Genomic DNA, 20,054 nt, shown 5'->3' with positions numbered 1-20,054 from the left:
CCCGCCCCTATGCCCCGGGTGGGCGCGTCCGCCTACCGTGTGCGGATCCAGTGCCGGGACGGGCATCGGGTGGACGCGCCGAAGGCGCACGAGCGGGGGAGGCCGAACGTGAGCGACAGACGGAGCCCGGGGCGGCGGTGGCGGCTGCGCGCCGCCCGGGTCATGGCGGTGGTGGGGGTCGTCGCGGCGGCCGTGGTGGTGTCGCCCGCCGCCGCGAGCGGGACGGCGACGGCCCCCTCGTACCTCACCCTGGAGGCGAGCTACGGAGCCGGGACCGTCACCAACGGCTGGGAGCGCGTCGAGCGCTATCTCGACACGACCACCGGGTTCCGCACCGAGGGCTACCCGGCGGACGGCCGCGGCGACCAGGACGGCAAGCGCGTCACGTACTTCGGCGGCGTCTCCCGGCCCTCCTCGGGCCGGTTCCTGCTCTACTCGGCCCCCGGCTGGAACACCGGCAGCCGCACCACGCCCGTCCTCCTCGTGCACGGCGCGAACGACACCGCCGACCGCGCCTGGGCCAACCCCGGCGAATCGGGCGGCTACGGCTGCGGCGCCGCCTCCTGTCCGTCCACCGGGCTCATGCAGTACCTCTCCGGACGCGGCCACCGCGTCTTCGCCGTCGGCTTCGCGCACAAGCAGGGCGACAACCTGATGCAGGCGCAGGTCGTCGGCGACGCGATCGCCCTCGTCAAGGCGAAGCTGGGCGTCGACAAGGTCGATCTGGTCGGCTGGAGCAAGGGCGAGATGTCGACCCGCGCGTACGTGTCGTCCCTGAAGCCGAGCTGGGGACGGGCGTACGCCGGAGACGTACGACGGCTGATCACCCTCGGCGGCCCGAACGGCGGCTACGACTACCCGTACGCCCACGGCTGGGCCCACGACTTCTCCATCTGGCCGGAGTGCGGAGGCAAGATCAACGCGCCCTCCCCGCACTCCCACATGACCTGCTACGGCCTGTACACCGCCCACCCCGAGTTCTCCATGACCCCCTCCGGCGGCCAGGACAACTACCCCGGTCAGCGCCAGATGCTCGCCCGCTGGGACGGGGTGTACGGAGTCGACGGCGCCGCCCAGGACTGGTACACGACCTACTACGGCGGCCAGGGCTTCTACACCGCCGGCAGCGGCATCCAGGCCGCCATCGACGCCGGATCGCTCATCGCCCCGCTGCACAGCGCCGGAGTGCCCGCCTCCGTCACCACCTACCTCCTCGCCGGCGGATCCGCCGACATCGTCGGCATCTTCAACGAGAACCGCGGACCCAGCGACGGCGTCGTCTTCATCTCCAGCGCGCTCGACACCACCGGAATCCCCACCGTCGGCGGCAAGGCCACCATCGCGACCGCCAACCACCTCGAACTGGGCTGGAACAGCGCAGCCGCCGCCCAGGTCGCCACCTGGCTCTCCTGAAGGACCGGAAAGAACATGACCACGCTTCACACCCGCCGTGTCGCCACCGGCAGACTGACCCAGCAGATCACCGAGGCCAGGGCCGACGGCGAGCCCGTCGTGTTCGTCCACGGCAACGTCTCCTCCTCCGCGTTCTGGCACACCACCCTCGCCGCGCTGCCCGCCCCCTACCGCCCGATCGCCGTCGACCTGCGCGGCTTCGGCGGCACCGACCCGCTGCCCGTCGACGCCACGCGCGGCCTGCGGGACTACGCCGACGACCTCGCCGAGCTGCTCGCGGCCCTCGGCATCGACCGGGCCCACCTGGTCGGCTGGTCCATGGGCGGCGGCGTGGTCATGCAGTACCTGCGCGACCACCCGGCCGCCGTGCGCTCCCTCACCCTGGTCAGCCCGGTCTCCCCGTACGGCTTCGGCGGTACGCACGGAGTCGACGGCACCCTCAACTTCCCGGACGGGGCCGGATCGGGCGGCGGGACGGTCAACCCGGACTTCGTCCGGCTGCTCGGCGAGGGCGACCGCGGCGCCGGCTCCCCGGCCTCGCCGCGCTCCGTCCTGACGTCCTGCTACGTCAAGCCGCCGTTCCGCACCGAGCACGAGGACGCGTACGTCGAGGCCATGCTCGCCACGCGCCTCGGCGACGACCACTACCCGGGCGACAGCACGCCGTCCACCGCCTGGCCCGGCATCGCGCCCGGCACCCGGGGCGTGCTCAACTGCATGGCCCCGACCCACTTCCGCGTCGACGACCTGCACGTGATCGAGCCCAAGCCGCCGGTGCTCTGGATACGCGGCGAGGACGACATCATCGTCTCGGACACCTCGATGTTCGACCTGGCGCACCTGGGCGCGATCGGTGCGGTTCCCGGCTGGGAGGGCACCCCGGCACAGCCGATGCTCGCGCAGACGCGCCACGTCCTGGACCGCTACGCGGCCGCCGGCGGGAGCGTGCGGGAGGTCGCCGTGGCCGACGTCGGGCACGCCGTCCACCTCGAACGCCCCGAGGAGTTCGGCAAGGCGCTCCTGGAGGTCCTGTCGGCATGACCGTGTGCCGTACCCGGCAGGGGGAGGTCCGCGGCCGGACCTCCCCCGACGGCGTGACCTCCTTCCTCGGCGTCCCGTACGCCGCCCCGCCCTTCGGCGCGCGACGCTTCCGGGCGCCCGCCCCGCCCGAGCCCTGGACGGGCGTACGCGACGCCACGGCCCACGGGCCGACGGCACCGCACGCCCCCTACGCCCCGCCCTTCGACGCCCTCATCCCGGAGCACGACATCCCGGGAGACGACTGTCTGAACCTCAACGTCTGGACCCCGGCCCCGGAGCCGGGCGCCGGCCTCCCCGTGATGGTGTGGCTGCACGGAGGGGCGTTCACCAACGGCTCGGGCTCGGCGTCCGCGTACGACGGAAGCGCCTTCGCCCGCGACGGCGTCGTCTGCGTCACCCTCAACTACCGCCTGGGCGCGGACGGTTTCCTGCGCCTTCCGGGCCGCCCCGACAACCGGGGCCTGCTCGACCAGATCGCCGCCCTGACCTGGGTCCGGGACAACATCGCCTCCTTCGGCGGCGATCCGGACCGGGTGACCGTCTTCGGCGAGTCGGCGGGCGCGATGAGCATCGGCGCGCTCCTGACCACCGACGCGGCCCGGGGCCTCTTCCACCGGGCGATCCTGCAGAGCGGGGCCTGCCACCACTTCCTGCGCCCCTCGTCGGCCGAACTGATCACCGCCCGTCTGGCGGAGAAACTCGGGATCGAGCCGACGCCCGAGGCCTTCGAGGCCGTCCCCCTGAAGGAACTCCTCCCGGCCCAGGCCGAGTTGCGGGCGGAGGTGGGCGCCGACCCGGACCCGGCGCGATGGGGCGAGGCGGTCCTCAACATGATGCCCTTCGAGCCGGTCCACCAGGGGCTCGCCCTCCCCGGCCCGGACTGCGGCGTCGACCTCCTGATCGGCAGCAACCGCGAGGAGTACCGCCTCTTCCTGGTGCCGACGGAGCGCCTGCACGTCTTCCCCGAGTCCTCGCTCCACGCCATGACGGCGGCCTACGGCCTCGACCCGGCCGAAGCCCTCCCCGTCTACCGGGCCGCCGCCCGCCCGGGCGCCACGCCGGGTGAACTCCTCGGCGCGGTGGCGACCGACTGGTTCTACCGGATCCCCGCCATCCGCCTGGCCGAGTCCGTCCCGGGCTCGTACCTCTACGAATTCGCCTGGCGCTCCCCGCAGTTCGACGGGAACCTCGGCGCCTGCCACGCCCTGGAGCTGCCCTTCGTCTTCGACCGCCTCGACGACCCCTCGTACGCCCCGATGCTCGGCGACCACCCGCCCCGGGCCCTCGCGGACGCCGTGCACCGGGCGTGGGTCTCCTTCGCGAGGACGGGCAGCCCCGGCTGGGAGGCGTACGACAGGACGACCCGTACGACGATGACCTTCACCACCCCCGCGTCCACGACGGTCGCCGACCCCCGCGCGGAGCAACGGCTCCTCTGGGAGGGCGTGCGCTGAGGGCGTGTGCTGAGGGGGCGCTACCCCTTGCCGCGGGTGACGACGGCGCTGCGGGTGACGACGGCGCCGAAGAGGGCCAGGCCCTTGATCACGACGCGCGGTGCGCCCGGCTTGCCGATCCGCCGGGCGGCACGCTTGCCGAAGACGCCGAAGAGGCCGAAGCCACGCACCTCCACCTCGATGTCCTCCGGGACGACGATCTTGGTGCCGCCCCACAGGGCGACGGCGCGGATCTCGGTGTCCTGACTGCTGAAGCGCGCCTCGGAGAGGTCGAGCTTGCCGCCGCCCCACATCGACCAGACGGTCATGCGGGGCGGCACGATCCAGAGGCCCTTGCGCTCGAAACCGCCGAAGACGCCCGCGACGAAGCCGCGCGAGGTCGCCGGCCGGTCCACCACGAGCGCGTCGCGCGGGCCGGGGCGCGGCAGGCCGCGGCAGGCCTCCTCCAGCTCTCCGCGGGTGCGGGAGGCGTGCACCTCGTCGAGGCGTGCCGACAGATCGGTCAGCGGCAGCCGGCCGTTCTCGACGGCGGCCCGCAGCCGCTCCTCGGCCTCGGAACGCTCACGGTCCGAGGCGAGGATGTCCAGGTCGTACTGGGTCATAGGGGCAACCCTCCGAGATAGGCGGCGAGGACGGTGGACAGGGTGGTGCGATAGGCGGCGTCGTGCTCGGGCCGCTCGGGGTCGTGCCCGAGGTCGGCGAGCCAGTAGCGCCGGCCGAGGGCGTATCCGTACGCGCCGGACATGGCGAGCAGGACGACCTGCTCGATCCGCGCCCGGTCGGGGCCTTCGGGCGGGGGGAGTACCGAGCGGACGCCCTCCTCGATCACGTCGACCAGACGGGAGAGGTTCGTGGGGGAGTCCGGGGCGGCCCCGTCGTCCAAGCCGTGGAGCTGGGACCACGTCCACAGTCGGACGTAGCGCTCGTCGGCGAGGATCTCGAAGAGCACCTCGGTCATGCCGGCCGCGTACGGCACGCTGTCGTCGGCCCGCATGCGTTCCCGTACGAGCTCCCGCTTGCGCTCGTTCTCGCGTTCGAGCACGGCCCGCACCAGCGCCCGGTAGGTCCCGAAGTAGTGGGTGACGAGCCCGTGCGTCACCCCGACCGCCTCCGCGACCCGGCGCAGGCCCACACCGTCGGGACCGTGCCGGGCGATGAGCTCGGTGGCGGCGTCCAGGATCTCGGCGCGTGCTTGGTCCGGGGTGCGCCGGCGTCGCGTGGGAGGCATGGACCCTTCCCTGTTGGCAGAGTGGACAATATCTTGTTGTCCACTCTGCCAACAGGCTGGGGTGTCGGTCAACTCGCCGCGCGCCGCCCGCAGATGGCCGACGTCGGGGCGCGGGGAGGTGGGGTGGACGACCTCCGGAGGCGCCACTAGCGTCGCCCGCATGGATCAGAACGAACGTTCACTTCACGCCTCCTCGTTCGGCGCGGCAGCGGTCGCCTACGCCGAGCACCGTCCGGACTACGCGCGGGCGGCGGTGAGCTGGGCGCTCGCATCCGCGCCCGGCCCGCGAGTGCTCGACCTCGGCGCCGGAACCGGCAAGCTGACCGCCACCCTGGTCGCGAGGGGCGCCGAGGTCGTCGCGGTCGAGCCCGACCCGGCGATGCTCGCCGAGCTGCGCCGCGCGCTCCCGGACGTCCGCGCCCTGCCGGGCAGCGCCGAGGCGATCCCCCTGCCGGACGGGTCCGTCGACGCCGTGGTGGCCGGCAACGCCATGCACTGGTTCGACATGGCCGTCGCGGGGCCCGAGATCGCCCGGGTCCTCGCGCCCGGCGGCGTCCTCGCCGGGCTGTGGAACGTCATGGACGACGGGGTCGAGTGGGTCGCCGGGCTCGCGGAGGTCAGCGGGACCGCGGCGATCGGCCCGCGCGACACGCCCGCGAGCTGGCGCGCCGAGACGGCGGACATGTACCTCCCCGGGACCGGCGGGGCCGCGCGGTTCGGATCGCCGGAGCAGGACCTGTTCCCGCACGGGCAGCGCCGTACCGCCGAGTCGCTCGTCTCGACCCTCGCGACGCGCGCGGGGGTCCTGGTCCTGCCGGAGCAGGAGCGGGAGGCCCTGCTCGGCCGGATCCGCGCGTTCCTCGCGGGCAGGCCGGAGACCGCCGACGGCGAGTTCACCCTCCCGATGCGGACCGGCGTGCTGCGCGTCCGCCGGCTCTGAGACACGACCCGGCGACACCACCCTCCCGGGCACGGTCCCCGGGAGGGTGGAGGCCGGGCCGGGGCAGGAGGTTCAGTGGGTTTTCGCCTCCGGCTGCGCCTTGGTGAGGGTGCAGACGCCGTCCACGCACCGGCGCTCCAGACGGCCCCGGGAGACGGTCTGCGCCAGGCCTACCATCCAGCAGGTGGGGCAGCCGCGGAAGGCGACCAGGGCCAGCGGGGCCGCGAGCAGGGCGGCCGGGCCGGCGACGGGCACCAGGGCGATCGAGCCGATGATCAGCCCGAAACCGATGACACCGCGCGCCAGATGGCGCGGGACGGACTTGCTGGCGAAGTTCGGCGCCGGGGGCGGTGCGGATGCCGCGGACGGTGCGGACGCCACGGAGGGCGCGGACCCCACGGAGGGCGCGATGACCGGGGCCTTCGCGTCCTCGGGGGGCTTCGCGATGTTCAGGGTGGTCATGGTCATGGCCATGGTCGTGAGTCTCCTTCGACTGGTCTGTCGACGGCTTGATCTGATGACTGGTCGGTCGCTTCCAGCGCGTGACGCAGTGCCGCCCGTGCCCGGTGCAGCCGCGACTTCATCGCGGCGGTGCTCAGACCGAGCGCATGGGCGACGGTCCTGCCGGACAGGCCCTGGACGTCACGCATGATCAGGACCTGTCGTTGGTCACGGGGAAGGGCGCTGACCGCGGCCGCGATCCGCTCCACCTCCAGCCGGTACAGCACCGCCTCCTCGGCGGACGGTTCCGCACATGCCTCCGGTTCGGCCGACGCCTCGTCACGTCGTGCGACGAGCAGCCGTACCTGCCGGAGGCACTCGTTGCGCACGATCCGGAACATCCATGAGGCGAGCGCACCGGTGGCCCGCAAAGTGCCGATCTTCCGGTAGAGGATGATCAGCGCCTCCTGTGCCGCGTCCTCCGCGTCCTGCGGCGAGGCGCACAGCGAGAGGGCGAACTTGCGCACGTGCGGCTGCGATTCCATGACGACGGTGGTGAGCGACGTGACGTCGCCGTTCTGAGCGGCCTTGATGAGCCGCTCGTCGGGCCAGGGGAAGCGTTGGTTCATGCGCTACTCATATCCGAAGGCGCCCCGCGCGCAGGCGCCGGTCAGCTCCGGCTCTTGTTGAAGCGCCGCATCAGGTGCCAGCTGCACGTACCCACGAGCACCACGCCGACCACGATGAGGGCAGTGACCATGATTGCTGTTTCCTCCCGGTTCCGTCCGGTCCGTTCGACCGGTACGCACATAAGAGACGGGGAGGTCCCGAGAGGATTCGCCTCCCGGCGAAGTTTTTTCGAACCGCTCCGAGGGCCCGGCCGCCGAAGGACGGACTAACGGCCCCTGAGCAGGTCGCCGACCGCCGCGACGCCCGCCGCGACGGCGCGCTCGCCGACGTTGCCGAAGCCCAGGACCAGCCGCACCGGCCCCGGCTCGGCCGCTCGCGAGGCGCGGCAGGCGCTCATGCCGTAGAGGCCGACCGACCGGGCGCGGGCCGCGGCGACGAGGGCCTGCTCGTCGGCCGGTCCGGCGAGGTGGGCGACCGCGTGGAAGCCGGCCGCGAGACCGGTCACCCCGACCTCGGGGGCGTGCTCGGCGAGCGCCGCCACCAGGGTCGTGCGCCGTGCCGCGTACGTCGCCCGCATCCGGCGCAGGTGCCGGTCGAAGCGGCCGGACTCGATCAGTCGCGCGAGGGCGAGCTGGTCGAGGGTGGGCGAGCCGCGGTCGCTCAGCTGCTTCTGCTCGACGATCGTCCCGGTGAGCGCAGCGGGACAGAGCATCCAGCCGATGCGCAGCGCCGGCGCGAGGGACTTGCTCACCGTGCCCAGGGAGATCACCCGGTCGGCGGCGAGTCCCTGCAGGGCGCCCACCGGCACCCGGTCGTAGCGGAATTCGGCGTCGTAGTCGTCCTCGATGATCACCGCGTCCCGGCTCCTGGCCCACTCGATCAGCGCGAGCCGCCGCTCGGGCGCCAGGGCGACGCCGGTGGGCCACTGGTGTGCGGGAGTCACGACGACGGCGCGGGCATCGGTCGCGGCGAGCGCCCGTACGTCGACGCCGCGCTCGTCGACCGGTACGGGGACCGCCGACATGCCCGCCCAGGACGCGGCGGAGGAGACCGTGGCCGGTGAGCCCGGATCCTCGTACGCCACCGTGCGGACGCCCGTCCCGGCCAGCGCGCGCAGGGCGAGACCGAGGCCCTGCGCATAGCCGGAGCAGATCACGGTCCGTTCCGGATCCGCCGCGGCGGCGCGCACGCGCCGCAGGTATCCGGCGAGTACGTCGCGCAACTCCGCGCTGCCGCGCGGGTCTCCGTATCCGAGCGCCGACGTCGGCATGGCGCGGCCCGCCTCGCGGGTGGCCCACAGCCAGTCGGCGAGCGGGAAGGAGCCCAGGTCCGGGACGCCCCAGGTGAAGTCGGCCAGGAGGCGGGGCGGCGCCGAGGGCGGTGACGCGGGCGCCGGCGGTGCCCCCGCGCCGGTGGCGACCCGGGTGGCGGAGCCGACGCGTGTCACGAGGTATCCCTCGGCCTGGAGCTGGGCGTAGCACTCCTGCACGAGCCCGCGCGACACCCCGAGCATGCGGGCGAACTCACGGGAGGACGGCAGCCGTTCGCCGACCCCGAGCCGCCCGGTCCGGATCGCGTCCCGCAGCCCGAGTTCCAGCTGGGACCGCAGGGGCTCGCCGCTGTCCCGGTCGACGACGAGGAGCAGCTCGGGCGACAGACCGGACCACTCCAGAGGCATGGAATCGGATCTTACCGACGACCAGCCGGGACCATAGCGTCGTCGGGTGACCAAGATGCTCAACTCACAAGCGGAGGGCGCCGGTTCGCGGCCGCCCCTGGTGACGCGGCCCCTGCTGCTGCGTTTCGTCTCGATCATCGGCGCCTCGACGAGCTTCTATCTGCTCCTGTCGGTCGTCCCCCTCTACGCCGAGGAGGCCGGCGGCGGCCACGGCAGCGCCGCCGGGCTCACCACCGGCGCGCTGATGCTGGCCACCGTCGGGGGCGAGCTGGCCACCCCCCGGTTCGTCGCCCGCTTCGGCTACCGCCTCGCGCTGGTGGCGGGCCTCGTCCTCCTCGGGGCGCCCGCGTTCGCGCTCTCCGCGTCCGGGAGCCCGGTCTGGATCACGGCGGTCTGCGTCCTGCGCGGCCTCGGCTTCGCGTTCACGGTCGTCGCGGGCGGAGCCCTGACGGCCTCGCTCATCCCGGCCGAGCGCCGCGGGGAGGGGCTGGCCCTGGTCGGCATCGTGTCCGGGGTGCCGTCCCTGGTGGCGCTGCCGCTGGGGGTGTGGCTGGCGGCGCACGTGGGGTACGGGCCGGTCTTCGCCGCCGGAGCCGTGGCCGCGCTGGCCGCCGTCGTCTCGGTGCCGGGCCTGCCGGACCGCGAACCGGCCTCGGAGCGGGCGATCGGGGTGACGGCCGGGCTCCGGACGGCCGCGCTGTCCCGGCCCACCCTCGTGTTCGCGGCGACCGCGCTCGCCGCCGGAATCCTCGTCACCTTCCTTCCCCTCGCCGTCCCTTCGGCCTCCGCGGGCGTCGTCGCGGCGGCCCTGTTCGCCCAGTCCACGGCATCGACCGCAGCCCGCTGGGTCGCCGGCCGGCACGGCGACCGGCACGGTCCCGCCGTACTCCTCCTGCCCGGCCTCGTCGCCGCGGCCGCGGGGACGCTGCTCACCGCCCTGACCCACAGTCCGGTGGCCGTCGTCGTCGGTGTGACCCTGTTCGGAGTCGGCTTCGGCATCACGCAGAACGCCACCCTGACGCTGATGTACGCGCGGGTCCCCGCCTCCGGATACGGAACCGTCAGCGCCCTGTGGAACTTCGCCTTCGACGCCGGCATGGGCGTCGGGGCCGTCGGCTTCGGGATCCTCGCGGGCCGGACCGGCTACCCGGCGGCCTTCGCCCTCACCGCCGCACTGATGCTCACGGCTCTCGTGCCGGCCTGGCGCGACCGGCGGACGGAGGGCTCCCGCGCCTGACGCACCCCGGCCGGCGCACCCTCACCCTGCCCGCCCCCGTCGACACCTCACATGTGCGGCTGACCGTAGTACCGGGCGAACTGCTCCAGGTAGGCGGGCTCCTCGGAGTACTTCGCCTCGTCGAAGTCCGGGGCGTCCTTGATCTGGTCCTTCGTGCGGTCGACGTACACCTTCTCCTCGGCGGTGTCGATCAGCTCGATGGTCCCGGCCGGAAGGAGCACGCGCCGGCCGAAGATCCAGGCGCCGACGTCGACGACCAGATGGGACGAGTCGACGTCCTCGGTGTGCCGGTCGACCTTCCCGATGGTGCCGTCCGTGGCCTCGACCTTGTAGCCGACGAGATCGACCCCCTGCCGGTACCCGGTGCTCGGGCGGTAGTTCCAGATGTCGAACTCACTCATGGCGGCACCTCTCCTCCGCCTCCATGGTCTCGTGCGCCCCCGGCGCCCGCACGTCGTCATCCACGGTGACCCGAACAGGTGAGGCGTCCGGCCATTCGGCCGCCCGGCCCTTGCCGCCGCGGCCCGCACGGGCAGGCTGGGAGCGTGAGAGTGCCCCTGTTCCTCGGAGTGACGACGGCCGTGGTCGTCCTGTCCGCCTGCGGCGCACCACAGGCCCGCCTGGACGGTGCGACCGGTGCGGGCAGGTTCTTCGAGGAGTCCCTCGCCGCCGGAAACTTCGCCGTCGCGTGCGGACTGCTCGCCCCCGAGAGCCGCGAGCAGCTCGAAGAGGGGGAGAAGAAGCCGTGCGCGAAGGCACTCCCGTCCCAGGGGCTGCCGCGCGGCGGCGCCGTGCGGAGCGTGGACGTCTACGGCCGGCAGGCGCTGCTGCGCCTCGACGGCGACGTCCTGTTCCTCTCGGAGTTCGACGAGGGCTGGCGGGTCACCGCCGCCGGATGCACGCCCGAAGAGGGCGACATGCCGTACCACTGCGCACTGAAGGGGGCGTGACATGAGGACGCTGTTCGTCGTGTGCGTGGTGACCATCGTGGGCGGACTCGCCTACTTCAGCGCGATCGGAGCGCTGCACCGGTGACGGCCGACCGGGCCCCGAAGGGCGGATTCTGGCGCTCGAACAGCCTCACCCTCGGTTTCGGTCTGGCGTTCCTGGTCGTCCTGGGCGCCCAGGCGGTCGCCGGGCGCGCGGAGTTCAACGAACAGCTCGCCGTCGAGGGCCTCCAGCAGATCGGCCTCGGCGCGTACCTGGCGTCCTCGGACTTCGCCGTCGACGTCACCGAGAACTGGCAGTCGGAGTTCCTGCAGTTCTTCCTCTACATCTTCGGCACGGTCTATCTGCTCCAGCGCGGCTCCCCGGAGTCCAAGGAGCTGCACAAGGCGGGCACGGAGAGCGAGCGCGAACAGCACATGGGTGACCACACCCGGCCCGACTCGCCCCGCTGGGCCGGTACGAAGGACTGGCGGCAGGCCCTCTACTCCCGGTCACTCGGCCTCGTCATGGCCGTCTTCTTCCTGCTGTCCTGGCTGGCGCAGTCGATCTCCGGCACCGCCGCCTCCAACGAACTGCGGCTGCGGCAGCTCCAGGCCCCCGTCAGCTGGCACTCCTACCTCGCCTCCGCCGACTTCTGGAACCGGTCCCTGCAGAACTGGCAGTCGGAACTCCTCGCCGTGGCGGCCATGGCCATCCTCTCCGTCTACCTGCGCCAGCGCGGCTCGCCCGAGTCCAAGCCCGTCGGCGCCGCGCACGAGGCCACCGGCATCGAGGGCTGACAGGCGGGGCCGGACACCCGAGCGGCGGCGGACCGGCCGAGCGGTGGGGGCCGGACACCCGGGCGGGGCGACCGGCTGGTTGGCGGGGCGGCGCGGTTCTACCGTGGAAGGATGGCTTTCCGTCCCGCCGGGCGATGGCCCCGGGCCGGGCGGATGCGCAGCGCGATCCGCCGCTTCCGGGCCGGGCACCGGTGGGCGCCGGTCAGGGACCTCGATCTCTGGCAGCGTTCGCTGGGGTTCGCGGCGCTCGCCTTCCTCACCCTGGTGCCGCTCCTGATCGTCGTGTCGGCGGCGGGTGCGGGCGGCGGGAAGGGCTTCGCACAGTGGCTCGGTGACGGCATCGGGGTCTCCGCGCCCGCCAGGGCCGAGATCGAGCGGCTGTTCGCGCTGCCGGGCCAGGTGCGGCGGACCACGACGGCGCTCGGCCTCGCCCTGCTCGCCGTCTTCGGCCTCACGTTCGGCACGGTGGTGCAGAGCGGTTACGAGAAGGTCTGGGACCTCGCTCCGGCCCACTGGCGGGCCCGGTGGCGGCAGGTGCTGTGGCTCGCCGTGCTCATCGGGGTCCTCTACCTGTTCGCGGTGGCCCCGTTCTGGCACGGGGCCCCGGTCGACGGGGTGGTCCCCCTGCTGAGCGGCACCCTGTTCTTCTGGTGGTCGCAGCGACTGCTGCTCGGCGGCCGCATCGCGTGGCTCGCCCTGCTGCCCGGAGCGGTGTGCACCACGCTCGGACTGCTCGGGCTGAGGATCTTCTCCCGGCTCGTCTTCTCCCCGCTGATCGCGTCCAGCGCCGTCACGTACGGCCCGTTCGGCGCGTTCCTCGTCATCCAGACCTGGCTCGTCGCCGTGGGCGTCGTCGTGTTCGGCGGCGCGCTCGTCGGGCGCCTGGCCGACGGGGAACTGCCCCGTGTGACGCGCGTACGGAAACGGCGGGGAAACGCCCGTTGGGGTCACCGCCGCCGGGTGAAGACGCCCCGTAGGTGAAGACCCTCCATGGGCGCCGACCCCCGCCGCCCCCTCGCCTGTTACTTACCGGTAGGCAATGATGGGGGTGACCATCCACACGGCCGGGGGCTGAGGCAACGGTGACGACTTTCGACGCAAGGACCAGGGTGCACGCCTTCCGGGACGACACCCTGGGAGAGCACGACGCCGTCGGGCTCGCCGAGGCGATCCGCCGCGGCGAGGTCGGCGCCGCCGAGGCCGCCAGGGACGCGGCCGAGCGGGTGCGGGCCGTCGAGGAACGGCTCCACGCCGTCCAGGTGCACGCGGACGCCCCGGCGCACGGCACCGGGACGACGGGCGGCGCCTTCGCGGGCGTCCCGACCTTCGTCAAGGACAACACCGACTACCGGGGACTGCCCACCGGCCACGGCAGCGCGGCCTTCACCCCGGGACCGGCCCGACGGCACGCGCCGTTCGCCCGGCAGTTCCTGAGCAGCGGCGTCACGGTGCTCGGCAAGACCCGGCTGCCCGAGTTCGGCTTCAGCCCGTCCACGGAGTACGAGGCCGCGGAGCCCGTCCGCAACCCGTGGAACACCGGCCACTCGGCGGGCGGTTCCTCGGGCGGCAGCGCGGCGCTCGTCGCCGCCGGCGCGGTCCCGATCGCCCACGCCAACGACGGCGGCGGCTCCATACGCATACCCGCCGCCTGCTGCGGACTCGTCGGCCTCAAGCCGACCCGCGGCCGGGTCGTGCCGAACGACCAGAGCCGCCGACTGCCCCTGGACCTCGTCGTCGACGGCGTCGTGAGCCGTTCCGTACGGGACACCGCCGCGTTCCTCGCCGCCGCCGAGACGCACTGGCGCAACCCGAAGCTGCCGCCCGTGGGCCTGGTCGAAGGCCCCTCCGGACGACGCCTCCGCATCGGACTCCTCCTCGACTCGCCGAACGGCGTCGCCTCCGACCCCGCCACCCGGGAGGCCGTCACGGAGACGGCGACGAGGCTCGAACGGCTCGGCCACACCGTCGAGCCGGTCGAGGTGGCCATCGACCCGCGCTTCACCGAGGACTTCCTCACCTACTGGGGGATGCTGTCGTTCCTCCTCGGCGCCACCGGCCGGACCCTCGGCCCGGAGTTCGACCGGCACCGCATGGACGGCCTCAGCCGCGGGCTGCGCGCGACGTACCTGGAGAACTGGCGGCGCACCCCGGGCGTACTGCGGCGCCTGAAGCAGACCAAGGTGGCGTACGCGGCGGCGTTCCGGGGCCTCGACCTGCTCCTCAGCCCGGTCCTCGCCCACCCCGCGCCGCCGATCGGCCGGCTCGCACCGACCGTCCCCTACGCGACGCTCGTCGAGCGGATCCTCGCCTACGTCACGTTCACCCCGGTCGACAACGTCGTCGGCACCCCGTCGATCTCGCTGCCCAGCACCCGGGCGACGGACGACGGGCTGCCCATCGGCGTCATGTTCTCCGGCCGCCCCGGCAGCGAACGGACCCTGCTCGACGTCGCGTTCACCCTGGAGGCGGACCGGCCGTTCCGACGGATCCAGGACGACGCCTAGCCTCCTGCTGACCGTCGACCCGTTCGGCCAGGCGCGCCATGGCCCGCTCCAGCTCACGGCGCGCCCCGAACGGGACCAGCGCGGCCCGCCCCGGGACGCGGACGCCGCCGGTGAGCGCCACCCGGGTCGAGCCGCCCTCGGCCACCGCCGCCATCCCGATGACCAGGAACCGGCTCTGCAGCCAGCACCAGCCCGGCCGCAGGACCCCGTGGAGGCGGGCCCGGAACCCGTAGCGGCTGCGGGCGAGGGCCTCCACCCGCTCGCCGTCCCGGCGCAGCACCCGCACCGACCGCATGTCGGGCTGGAACTCCCCGAAACCGCCCTCCAGATCGCCCATGACGGCCCACACCGCGTCGAGCGGCACGGGCAGCACCCGCTCCACGATCCGTGCGCCCCGGACGGCGGCGCCCATGACCCGAAGGCGTCGCACGTCGTCGATCACTGCCTCTTCGTCGCTCACGCGGACCACGCCCTTCGGAAGCTCTGCCGTGCCCGGTGCAACCGGGACTTCGCCGTGCCGGCCGGCACCCCGAGGAGCGCCGCCGCCGACTCCTCGTCCATCCCCTCGACGTCCCGCAGCACGAGCACCGCCCGGTGCGCCGGCGACAGCCGGGCCAGGACGTCGCCGATGTCGGCGGCCAGCAGCGGATCGCCCCGCTCCGGCACCTCGGGGAGCTCCGCCGGCCGCGCCCGCGCCGCCCGCCTGGCGACCCGTACCGCCTCCCGTACGGAGATCGCCCGCACCCACCCGTACAGCGCCTCGGGCTCCCGCAGCGACCGGAGGGAGGTGAAGACGGCGACCAGGGCCTCCTGGGTGGCGTCCGGCCCGTCGTCGAGGGCGATGGGCCGGCAGATCCGGGCGATGTACGGGGTGAGGTGGTCGAGCAGATCGTGCAGGGCCAGGGTGTCGCCGCGCCGGGCGGCCCGCACGAGCGCCACGCCCCGGTCGACGGGACCGGCGGCCTCAGCGGGCGGCACGCAGGGCCGTCCAGCCGAAGACCAGGCTCAGCGGCGTGTAGAGCAGCGCGTTCAGCCAGGGGAAGGCCGCCCCGGAACCGTCCCGGCCCAGCACGATCCACACCAGACCGGCCGCCCCGCGCAGCAGCATCCCGCCGGCCACGGCGTACGTGACGAGGCGCGGGATCCGGCGGCCGAGGACGCCGCGCGCGTGGGCGGCCACCGCGACGGCCGCGCACCCCTCGACCACCGCGAGCGGCAGCACCACCGCGGGACCGAAGGACACGACACTGCCCAGGACGGCGAGCGAGAGGCTCCGCTCGTCAGCGGCGGGCCAGGTCAGGCCGGTCGCCCAGTAGACGTGCACAAGCGCGAGAACGGCCAGCAGGACGGCGACGGCACGCCCGCCGCCGACCGTACGGGGCCGCTCGATGTCGATGACCGCCATGGGATCCCCTCCGTGTCGAGGCCGGCGCCGAGGGACACCGACACCTGAAGGAGGACCCGAACCGGGCAGGGGTTCCCTGTGATCCACATCACGTACAGCCGGAGCCCCCGCCATCACGTACGGCCGGAGCCCCGTGCCATCACGTACGGCCGGAGGCCTACCCACCGATGTCCACCACCCGGGCCCACTCCGGCGGCCCGGCCGGCACGTGGTCGGGGTCGTCCTCGTTCCAGGAACGGAACCGCCGTGCGCGCGGGAACAGGCCCACCACCGTCCGGCACGCCGGCCGCCCGGCCGGCCACGGCGTCTGACCGTCGGTCAGGACCACGAGCACGTCCGGGCGCGGGCGCGCCCGCAGGGCCGCGGCGAACCCGGTCCGCAGATCCGTACCGCCACCGCCCAGGAGCGGGATGCCCTCGGCGCGGCACAGCGGATGGACGATCCGCGCCGCCGCGTCGCACGGCAGCACGGTGACCAGGTCGCGCCGCCCGCCGAGCGCCCGGGAGATCGCCGTGACCTCCAGGAGCGCACTGCCCAGTTCGGCGTCGCTGACCGACCCCGAGGTGTCGATGACGACGGAGACCCGGGGCGGACTGCGCCGCAGACTCGGCAGCACCGCGCCGGGCACGGAGGCCGAGCGCCGCGACGGACGCCCGTACGAGTAGTCGTCCCCGGCACCGGAACCGTACGCCGCCGACCTGACGGCCGCCCCCAGCAACTCCCGCCAGGCCTGCGGCGGATGGAACGCCTCCTCGGCCCACCGCCGCCACCCCGCCGGAGTGCTCCCCGGCCGCCCGGTGATCGCCTGGGCCACCCGGAACCGCACGGCGTCCTGCTCCTGGGCGCTCAGCCCCTCGGCGCCGTCCGCCCCCAGGTCCCAGGTCCGTTCGAGGCCGTCGGCGCCGCTGCCGCAGTCCAGCCAGCCCGCGTCCCGGGTCCGCGGGCCGAGCTGGAACTGCCGCAGGTAGTCCTCCATGAGCTCCCCCTCGGGAAGCCCCAGCATCTCCGGATGGACGGCCCCTTCGGGCCTCGGCAGCCCGTCGCCGAACACGTCGTCGTTGATCTCGCAGTCCGCCGCGATGTTCATCCGCAGCCGCTCGCCCGAACCCGTGAGACCGCGCTCCCGGGCCACCCGGTCGCTGCGCCCGTGGTGGTCGCGGAGCAGATGCGTCACCTCGTGCACCCACACCCCGGCCAGCTCCTCCACCGGGGTCCGGTCGACGAACGCCGGCGAGACGTAGCAGCGCCAGTGCCGGTCCACCGCCATGGTCGGCACCTTCCGAGACTCCACGGTGTGCAGGGCGAACAGCGCGGTCGCCAGATACGGCCGGACGCGTACGGCGTGCAGGCGGGCGGCGTACAGCTTCTCCAGGTCCAGGCCCGGTTCCTTCACGTCCGGCCTCATCGCCCCGCGCCCGCCCCCGCGGCCGCCGCCACCCGGTCGCCCGCCCGGTCCGCGCGCCGCGACAGGGACACGACCCCGGCGAGCCGCTCGATCGACGCCGGAACGTCCCAGTCCTCCCGGCGCAGCCCGGCAAGCGTCGTCGCCGGTACGACCACCAGGTCCGGCGCTCCCGACTCCAGCGCACGGGCGAGCAGCGCCCACGCCGCGTCCCAACGGGCCCTTTCCGGGCGCCGGGCGACCGCCTCCACGACCCCTTCGAGGGCCGCCTGGCGACGGTCCCCCCGCTCGGGCAGCTCGGCCCCCTCGGGGTCGGCGAGGAGCAGTTCGGGATCAGGCAGGTCCATCCGGTCGAGCCAGGCCAGGAGTTCGAGCCCCGGACCGTCCCCGACGACCCCCCTGACCAGCTGCGACAGCACGTCCCGCGAGACACCGGCGGCGGTCGCGAAGGCGATGAGGCGCAGCGCCATCTCCCAGCTCCGGGGCGAGGGCCAGGGACCGCCCCGCAGCGCCTCGCCACTGGGCAGCCGGTGCACGAGCGCCGGACGGGCCGTCAACAGCCCGCAGACCGCCCGCCGGGCGACGTCCACGGCCTCCGCCAGCTTCTCCGGGGCGAGCCGGGGGAGCGTGGCGCGCGGCCAGACGCCCCCGAGGCCGCGCACCACGACCTCGGCGTCGTGGGTCCACCGCAGATGGACGAAACGGTTGGCGAGCGGCGGGCTCAGCTCCCAGCCGTCGGCGGCCGAGGACCGCGGATTGGCGGCGGCGACGATCCGCACGTCGGGCGGGAGGACCAGGGTCCCGACCCGCCGCTCCAGGACGAGCCGGAGCAGGGCCGCCTGGACGGCCGGGGGAGCGGTGGACAGTTCGTCCAGGAACAGCAGGCCCCGGCCGGCCCGCACCAGACGCACGGCCCACTCCGGCGGGGCCATCGGCACGCCCTGCTCCGAGGGATCGTCCCCGACGATCGGCAGCCCGGAGAAGTCGGTGGGCTCGTGCACGCTCGCGATGACCGTGGTCAGCGGCAGGTCGAGCGAGGCGGCGAGCTGCGTCAGGGCCGCGGTCTTGCCGATGCCCGGCTCGCCCCACAGGAGCACCGGCAGGTCGGCGGCGACCGCCAGGGTCAGCGCCTCCAGCTGGGGGTCGGGGCGGGGTTCGGTGCTGGTGTCGCGCAGGAGGGCCAACAGGGCGCCGGCGACGTCGAGTTCGGTGGACGGGGACGCGGTGGAGGACACACGTGTGGGCACGGGAGATCACCTGAGGAAGGAAGGAGGGGAGACGGGGCGTCCGTCAGCGGGGGAGGAAAGGGAAGTGGACGGAGGCGCCCGTCAGCGGGAGGAGGAAAGGGAAGCGGGCGCGGCGTGACGTGGGCGGGCGCCACGCGTGCGCGTGCGGCGGCTGTCGGGGCGCGTCCCGCGGGTGGGTCCGGGTGGGGGCGGCGCGAACTTCCGGCCGGGCGCGGGCCCGAAGAGCCCGGCCCGGTAGAGCCCGTACGTGACGCGCCGCTCCGCCGCCGCCTCGAGCGCGTCCCGGAGGGCTCCGTCGCGCAGCAGCGCGGCGGGGCCGAGCAGGCCCTCGACGACGGCGAGCGCACCGGCGATGTCGCCGTGGTCGAGCCGCTCGCGGACACCGGTGAGACAGTCCGGACGCCGGTGTGCCTCGTCGACGGCCCGTACGCAGGGGAGCGGGGTGCCGGTCAGGGCGACGAGGAGCTCCTCGCGCCGGAGTTCGGCCGGGTCGTGGTCGAGCGGCGTCAGCACGCCGTCGACCAGGCCGATCCGGTGCAGGGCGCCCCGGCACTCCACGAGGTGCGGCGCGCCCGCCAGGTCGGGCGGCCGCGGCGGACCGGTCGGTACGTGACCGGGTACGAGCGCGGCGGCGACCAGCGGATGCAGCTGCCCGGCCTCGACGAGACCGGCCCGCAGCAGCTCCAGATCGGGCAGCAGCCAGGTGGCCGCGTCCGGCAGGACGGGCACCGTGGCGGAGGCGCGCCGGGCGGCGCGCGACGGCGTGCGGGGCGGTTCCCCGGACGGGTCGGCGTCGAGGAGCAACCGGTGCCTCCTGCCCAGGCGTACGGCGACGGGGCCCGCCGGCCGGCCCTCGGCGCGCAGCAGGATCGCCGCCTCGTCCGCCCACCGGTCCACGGCGCAGCGGAGTCCGCCCTGCGGCAGCTCCGGATCCGGCGCGGACAGGCCGGGCGGTGGCCCGTCGGCCCCGGAGCGCGTGCGCAGTTCACCGGCCCGGCTCGCGTCCCAGAGGTGGCGGTGCAGGTCGAGCCGGAACCGGGGATGAGGATGGGGATGGGGAGGGCAGTAGGGATGCACGGCGCCGACGCCGGAGCCGGATCCGGAGGGCGACCGGTCCCAGAGCGCGAGGCTGATCCGCTGCCCGGCGTCCACCCAGGCGGGCGCGGTCCGGGCCACCAGGTGCACGGGGCCCGTGCCGTCGCGTCCCCCGGTGTCGTACCGGGCGAGCGCGACGGTGAGGCCCGGGCGCAGCAGCCCGTCCGGGGCGATCCTCGGCATGTGCCAGCGCAGCAGGTCCGGGGCGAGCAGGCGCAGATCGGCCCGCACGCGGGCCGCGAGTTCCGTGCCGTGGCTCCGTGCCAGTGCGCGGAGGTCGAGATCGACGTCGACGTGTGCGGCGGCGCAGGCCCCCGCCCAGTCCCCGGCCTGACGGCGGGTGGTCGCGGTCTCGATCATGGAGGGCGGCACGGCGAACTCGCGCACGCGCAGCCAGCGGGAGAGGTGGGAATCCTCGTACGCGGGGGGAGTGGCCATCAGCACTCACCTTGCGCGGACGGGACCCCCGATCTGTGAAGGAGGTGAGTCGTCATCGCGATCATCGTACGACCTCCCGCGGGTGACGGCACGGGCTTTTCCGCCGGCGGTCCCAGGCGCAGTGGATGCCGGACCTGCGTGATGTCGCAGTGATGTGGCCCATGGTTCGGGTGA

The 20,054-nt window shown here is 74.2% G+C and carries 21 protein-coding genes; 9 read left to right on the top strand and 12 right to left on the bottom strand.

Annotated elements, in window-relative coordinates; translation table 11 throughout:
- Nucleotides 1-108: 108 nt before the first annotated feature.
- From SVTN_RS04280 to SVTN_RS04270, 3 genes are read left to right on the top strand one after another with little or no spacing between them, the layout of a single operon-like run.
- A complete protein-coding gene (locus tag SVTN_RS04280; RefSeq protein WP_245727438.1) occupies nt 109-1,413 on the top strand; it encodes an esterase/lipase family protein in 1,305 nt (434 codons plus the stop codon).
- Between the two features lie 15 nt (nt 1,414-1,428).
- On the top strand, nt 1,429-2,454 hold the full coding sequence (locus tag SVTN_RS04275; RefSeq protein WP_041127856.1) for an alpha/beta hydrolase: 1,026 nt from the start codon (nt 1,429-1,431) through the stop codon (nt 2,452-2,454).
- A complete protein-coding gene (locus SVTN_RS04270) occupies nt 2,451-3,908 on the top strand; it encodes a carboxylesterase/lipase family protein (RefSeq protein WP_041127855.1) in 1,458 nt (485 codons plus the stop codon). The genes SVTN_RS04275 and SVTN_RS04270 overlap by 4 nt, the downstream gene beginning before the upstream one ends.
- Nucleotides 3,909-3,928: 20 nt before the next feature.
- On the opposite strand, the gene SVTN_RS04265 is transcribed toward SVTN_RS04270, so the two are convergent.
- Nucleotides 3,929-4,510: a DUF1707 SHOCT-like domain-containing protein gene (locus tag SVTN_RS04265; RefSeq protein ID WP_041127854.1), complete on the bottom strand. Its 582-nt coding sequence runs from the start codon at nt 4,508-4,510 to the stop codon at nt 3,929-3,931.
- Nucleotides 4,507-5,136 carry a TetR/AcrR family transcriptional regulator gene (locus SVTN_RS04260; protein ID WP_041127853.1) on the bottom strand — a complete coding sequence of 210 codons (630 nt, stop codon included), beginning with the start codon at nt 5,134-5,136 and terminating at the stop codon, nt 4,507-4,509. Before SVTN_RS04260 ends, SVTN_RS04265 begins: the two co-directional genes overlap by 4 nt.
- A 160-nt stretch (nt 5,137-5,296) precedes the next feature.
- Between SVTN_RS04260 and SVTN_RS04255 the strand changes: the two genes are divergently transcribed.
- On the top strand, nt 5,297-6,076 hold the full coding sequence (locus SVTN_RS04255) for a class I SAM-dependent methyltransferase (RefSeq protein WP_041127852.1): 780 nt from the start codon (nt 5,297-5,299) through the stop codon (nt 6,074-6,076).
- 72 nt (nt 6,077-6,148) lie between these two features.
- Here the strand turns inward: SVTN_RS04255 and SVTN_RS04250 are convergent, their stop codons facing one another.
- The 3 genes from SVTN_RS04250 to pdxR all read right to left on the bottom strand — a co-directional run bounded on the left by SVTN_RS04250 (nt 6,149) and on the right by pdxR (nt 8,825).
- Complete coding sequence (locus tag SVTN_RS04250; protein ID WP_342669651.1) at nt 6,149-6,550, bottom strand: hypothetical protein; 402 nt, start codon at nt 6,548-6,550, stop codon at nt 6,149-6,151.
- Complete coding sequence (locus SVTN_RS04245; RefSeq protein ID WP_078908191.1) at nt 6,541-7,146, bottom strand: RNA polymerase sigma factor; 606 nt, start codon at nt 7,144-7,146, stop codon at nt 6,541-6,543. The genes SVTN_RS04250 and SVTN_RS04245 overlap by 10 nt, the downstream gene beginning before the upstream one ends.
- Before the next feature lie 266 nt (nt 7,147-7,412).
- The gene (gene pdxR, locus SVTN_RS04240; protein ID WP_041127851.1) at nt 7,413-8,825 is read right to left on the bottom strand and encodes a MocR-like pyridoxine biosynthesis transcription factor PdxR; all 1,413 of its coding nucleotides are present in this window, start codon (nt 8,823-8,825) and stop codon (nt 7,413-7,415) included.
- 55 nt (nt 8,826-8,880) lie between these two features.
- Between pdxR and SVTN_RS04235 the strand changes: the two genes are divergently transcribed.
- Nucleotides 8,881-10,062, top strand: a complete 1,182-nt coding sequence (locus SVTN_RS04235; protein ID WP_041133559.1) for an MFS transporter — start codon at nt 8,881-8,883, stop codon at nt 10,060-10,062.
- Nucleotides 10,063-10,109: 47 nt separating this feature from the next.
- On the opposite strand, the gene SVTN_RS04230 is transcribed toward SVTN_RS04235, so the two are convergent.
- On the bottom strand, nt 10,110-10,463 hold the full coding sequence (locus SVTN_RS04230) for a PRC-barrel domain-containing protein (RefSeq protein ID WP_041127850.1): 354 nt from the start codon (nt 10,461-10,463) through the stop codon (nt 10,110-10,112).
- A gap of 144 nt (nt 10,464-10,607) precedes the next feature.
- Between SVTN_RS04230 and SVTN_RS04225 the strand changes: the two genes are divergently transcribed.
- From SVTN_RS04225 to SVTN_RS04210, 4 genes are all read left to right on the top strand, one after another.
- Nucleotides 10,608-11,012: a hypothetical protein gene (locus SVTN_RS04225; RefSeq protein ID WP_041127849.1), complete on the top strand. Its 405-nt coding sequence runs from the start codon at nt 10,608-10,610 to the stop codon at nt 11,010-11,012.
- Between the two features lie 81 nt (nt 11,013-11,093).
- Nucleotides 11,094-11,789, top strand: coding sequence for a DUF6766 family protein (locus tag SVTN_RS04220; RefSeq protein ID WP_041127848.1), 696 nt, complete (start codon nt 11,094-11,096; stop codon nt 11,787-11,789).
- Nucleotides 11,790-11,900: 111 nt separating this feature from the next.
- Nucleotides 11,901-12,770, top strand: a complete 870-nt coding sequence (locus SVTN_RS04215) for a YhjD/YihY/BrkB family envelope integrity protein (protein ID WP_052498950.1) — start codon at nt 11,901-11,903, stop codon at nt 12,768-12,770.
- Between the two features lie 101 nt (nt 12,771-12,871).
- A complete protein-coding gene (locus tag SVTN_RS04210) occupies nt 12,872-14,293 on the top strand; it encodes an amidase (RefSeq protein WP_041127847.1) in 1,422 nt (473 codons plus the stop codon).
- Here SVTN_RS04210 and SVTN_RS04205 read toward each other — a convergent pair.
- The 6 genes from SVTN_RS04205 to SVTN_RS04180 form a co-directional block, all read right to left on the bottom strand.
- A complete protein-coding gene (locus SVTN_RS04205) occupies nt 14,244-14,753 on the bottom strand; it encodes a hypothetical protein (RefSeq protein WP_245727437.1) in 510 nt (169 codons plus the stop codon). The two genes, SVTN_RS04210 and SVTN_RS04205, sit on opposite strands and share 50 nt — an antisense overlap.
- Nucleotides 14,750-15,271 carry an RNA polymerase sigma factor gene (locus SVTN_RS04200; RefSeq protein ID WP_052498949.1) on the bottom strand — a complete coding sequence of 174 codons (522 nt, stop codon included), beginning with the start codon at nt 15,269-15,271 and terminating at the stop codon, nt 14,750-14,752. Before SVTN_RS04200 ends, SVTN_RS04205 begins: the two co-directional genes overlap by 4 nt.
- Nucleotides 15,258-15,698, bottom strand: coding sequence for a DUF3995 domain-containing protein (locus SVTN_RS04195; protein WP_052498948.1), 441 nt, complete (start codon nt 15,696-15,698; stop codon nt 15,258-15,260). Before SVTN_RS04195 ends, SVTN_RS04200 begins: the two co-directional genes overlap by 14 nt.
- 157 nt (nt 15,699-15,855) lie before the next feature.
- Entirely contained in the window at nt 15,856-17,103 is a 1,248-nt protein-coding gene (locus SVTN_RS04190) for a vWA domain-containing protein (protein ID WP_041127846.1), read from the bottom strand.
- Entirely contained in the window at nt 17,100-18,347 is a 1,248-nt protein-coding gene (locus tag SVTN_RS04185) for an AAA family ATPase (RefSeq protein WP_041127845.1), read from the bottom strand. Before SVTN_RS04185 ends, SVTN_RS04190 begins: the two co-directional genes overlap by 4 nt.
- Nucleotides 18,348-18,428: 81 nt before the next feature.
- Nucleotides 18,429-19,880 carry a hypothetical protein gene (locus SVTN_RS04180; protein WP_041127844.1) on the bottom strand — a complete coding sequence of 484 codons (1,452 nt, stop codon included), beginning with the start codon at nt 19,878-19,880 and terminating at the stop codon, nt 18,429-18,431.
- Nucleotides 19,881-20,054 lie beyond the last annotated feature (174 nt).

The organism is Streptomyces vietnamensis (genome assembly GCF_000830005.1).
Taxonomy (GTDB): Bacteria; Actinomycetota; Actinomycetes; order Streptomycetales; family Streptomycetaceae; genus Streptomyces; species Streptomyces vietnamensis.
Note: the sequence above shows the minus strand (reverse complement) of the source record. Positions and strands in the feature narration are given on the sequence as shown.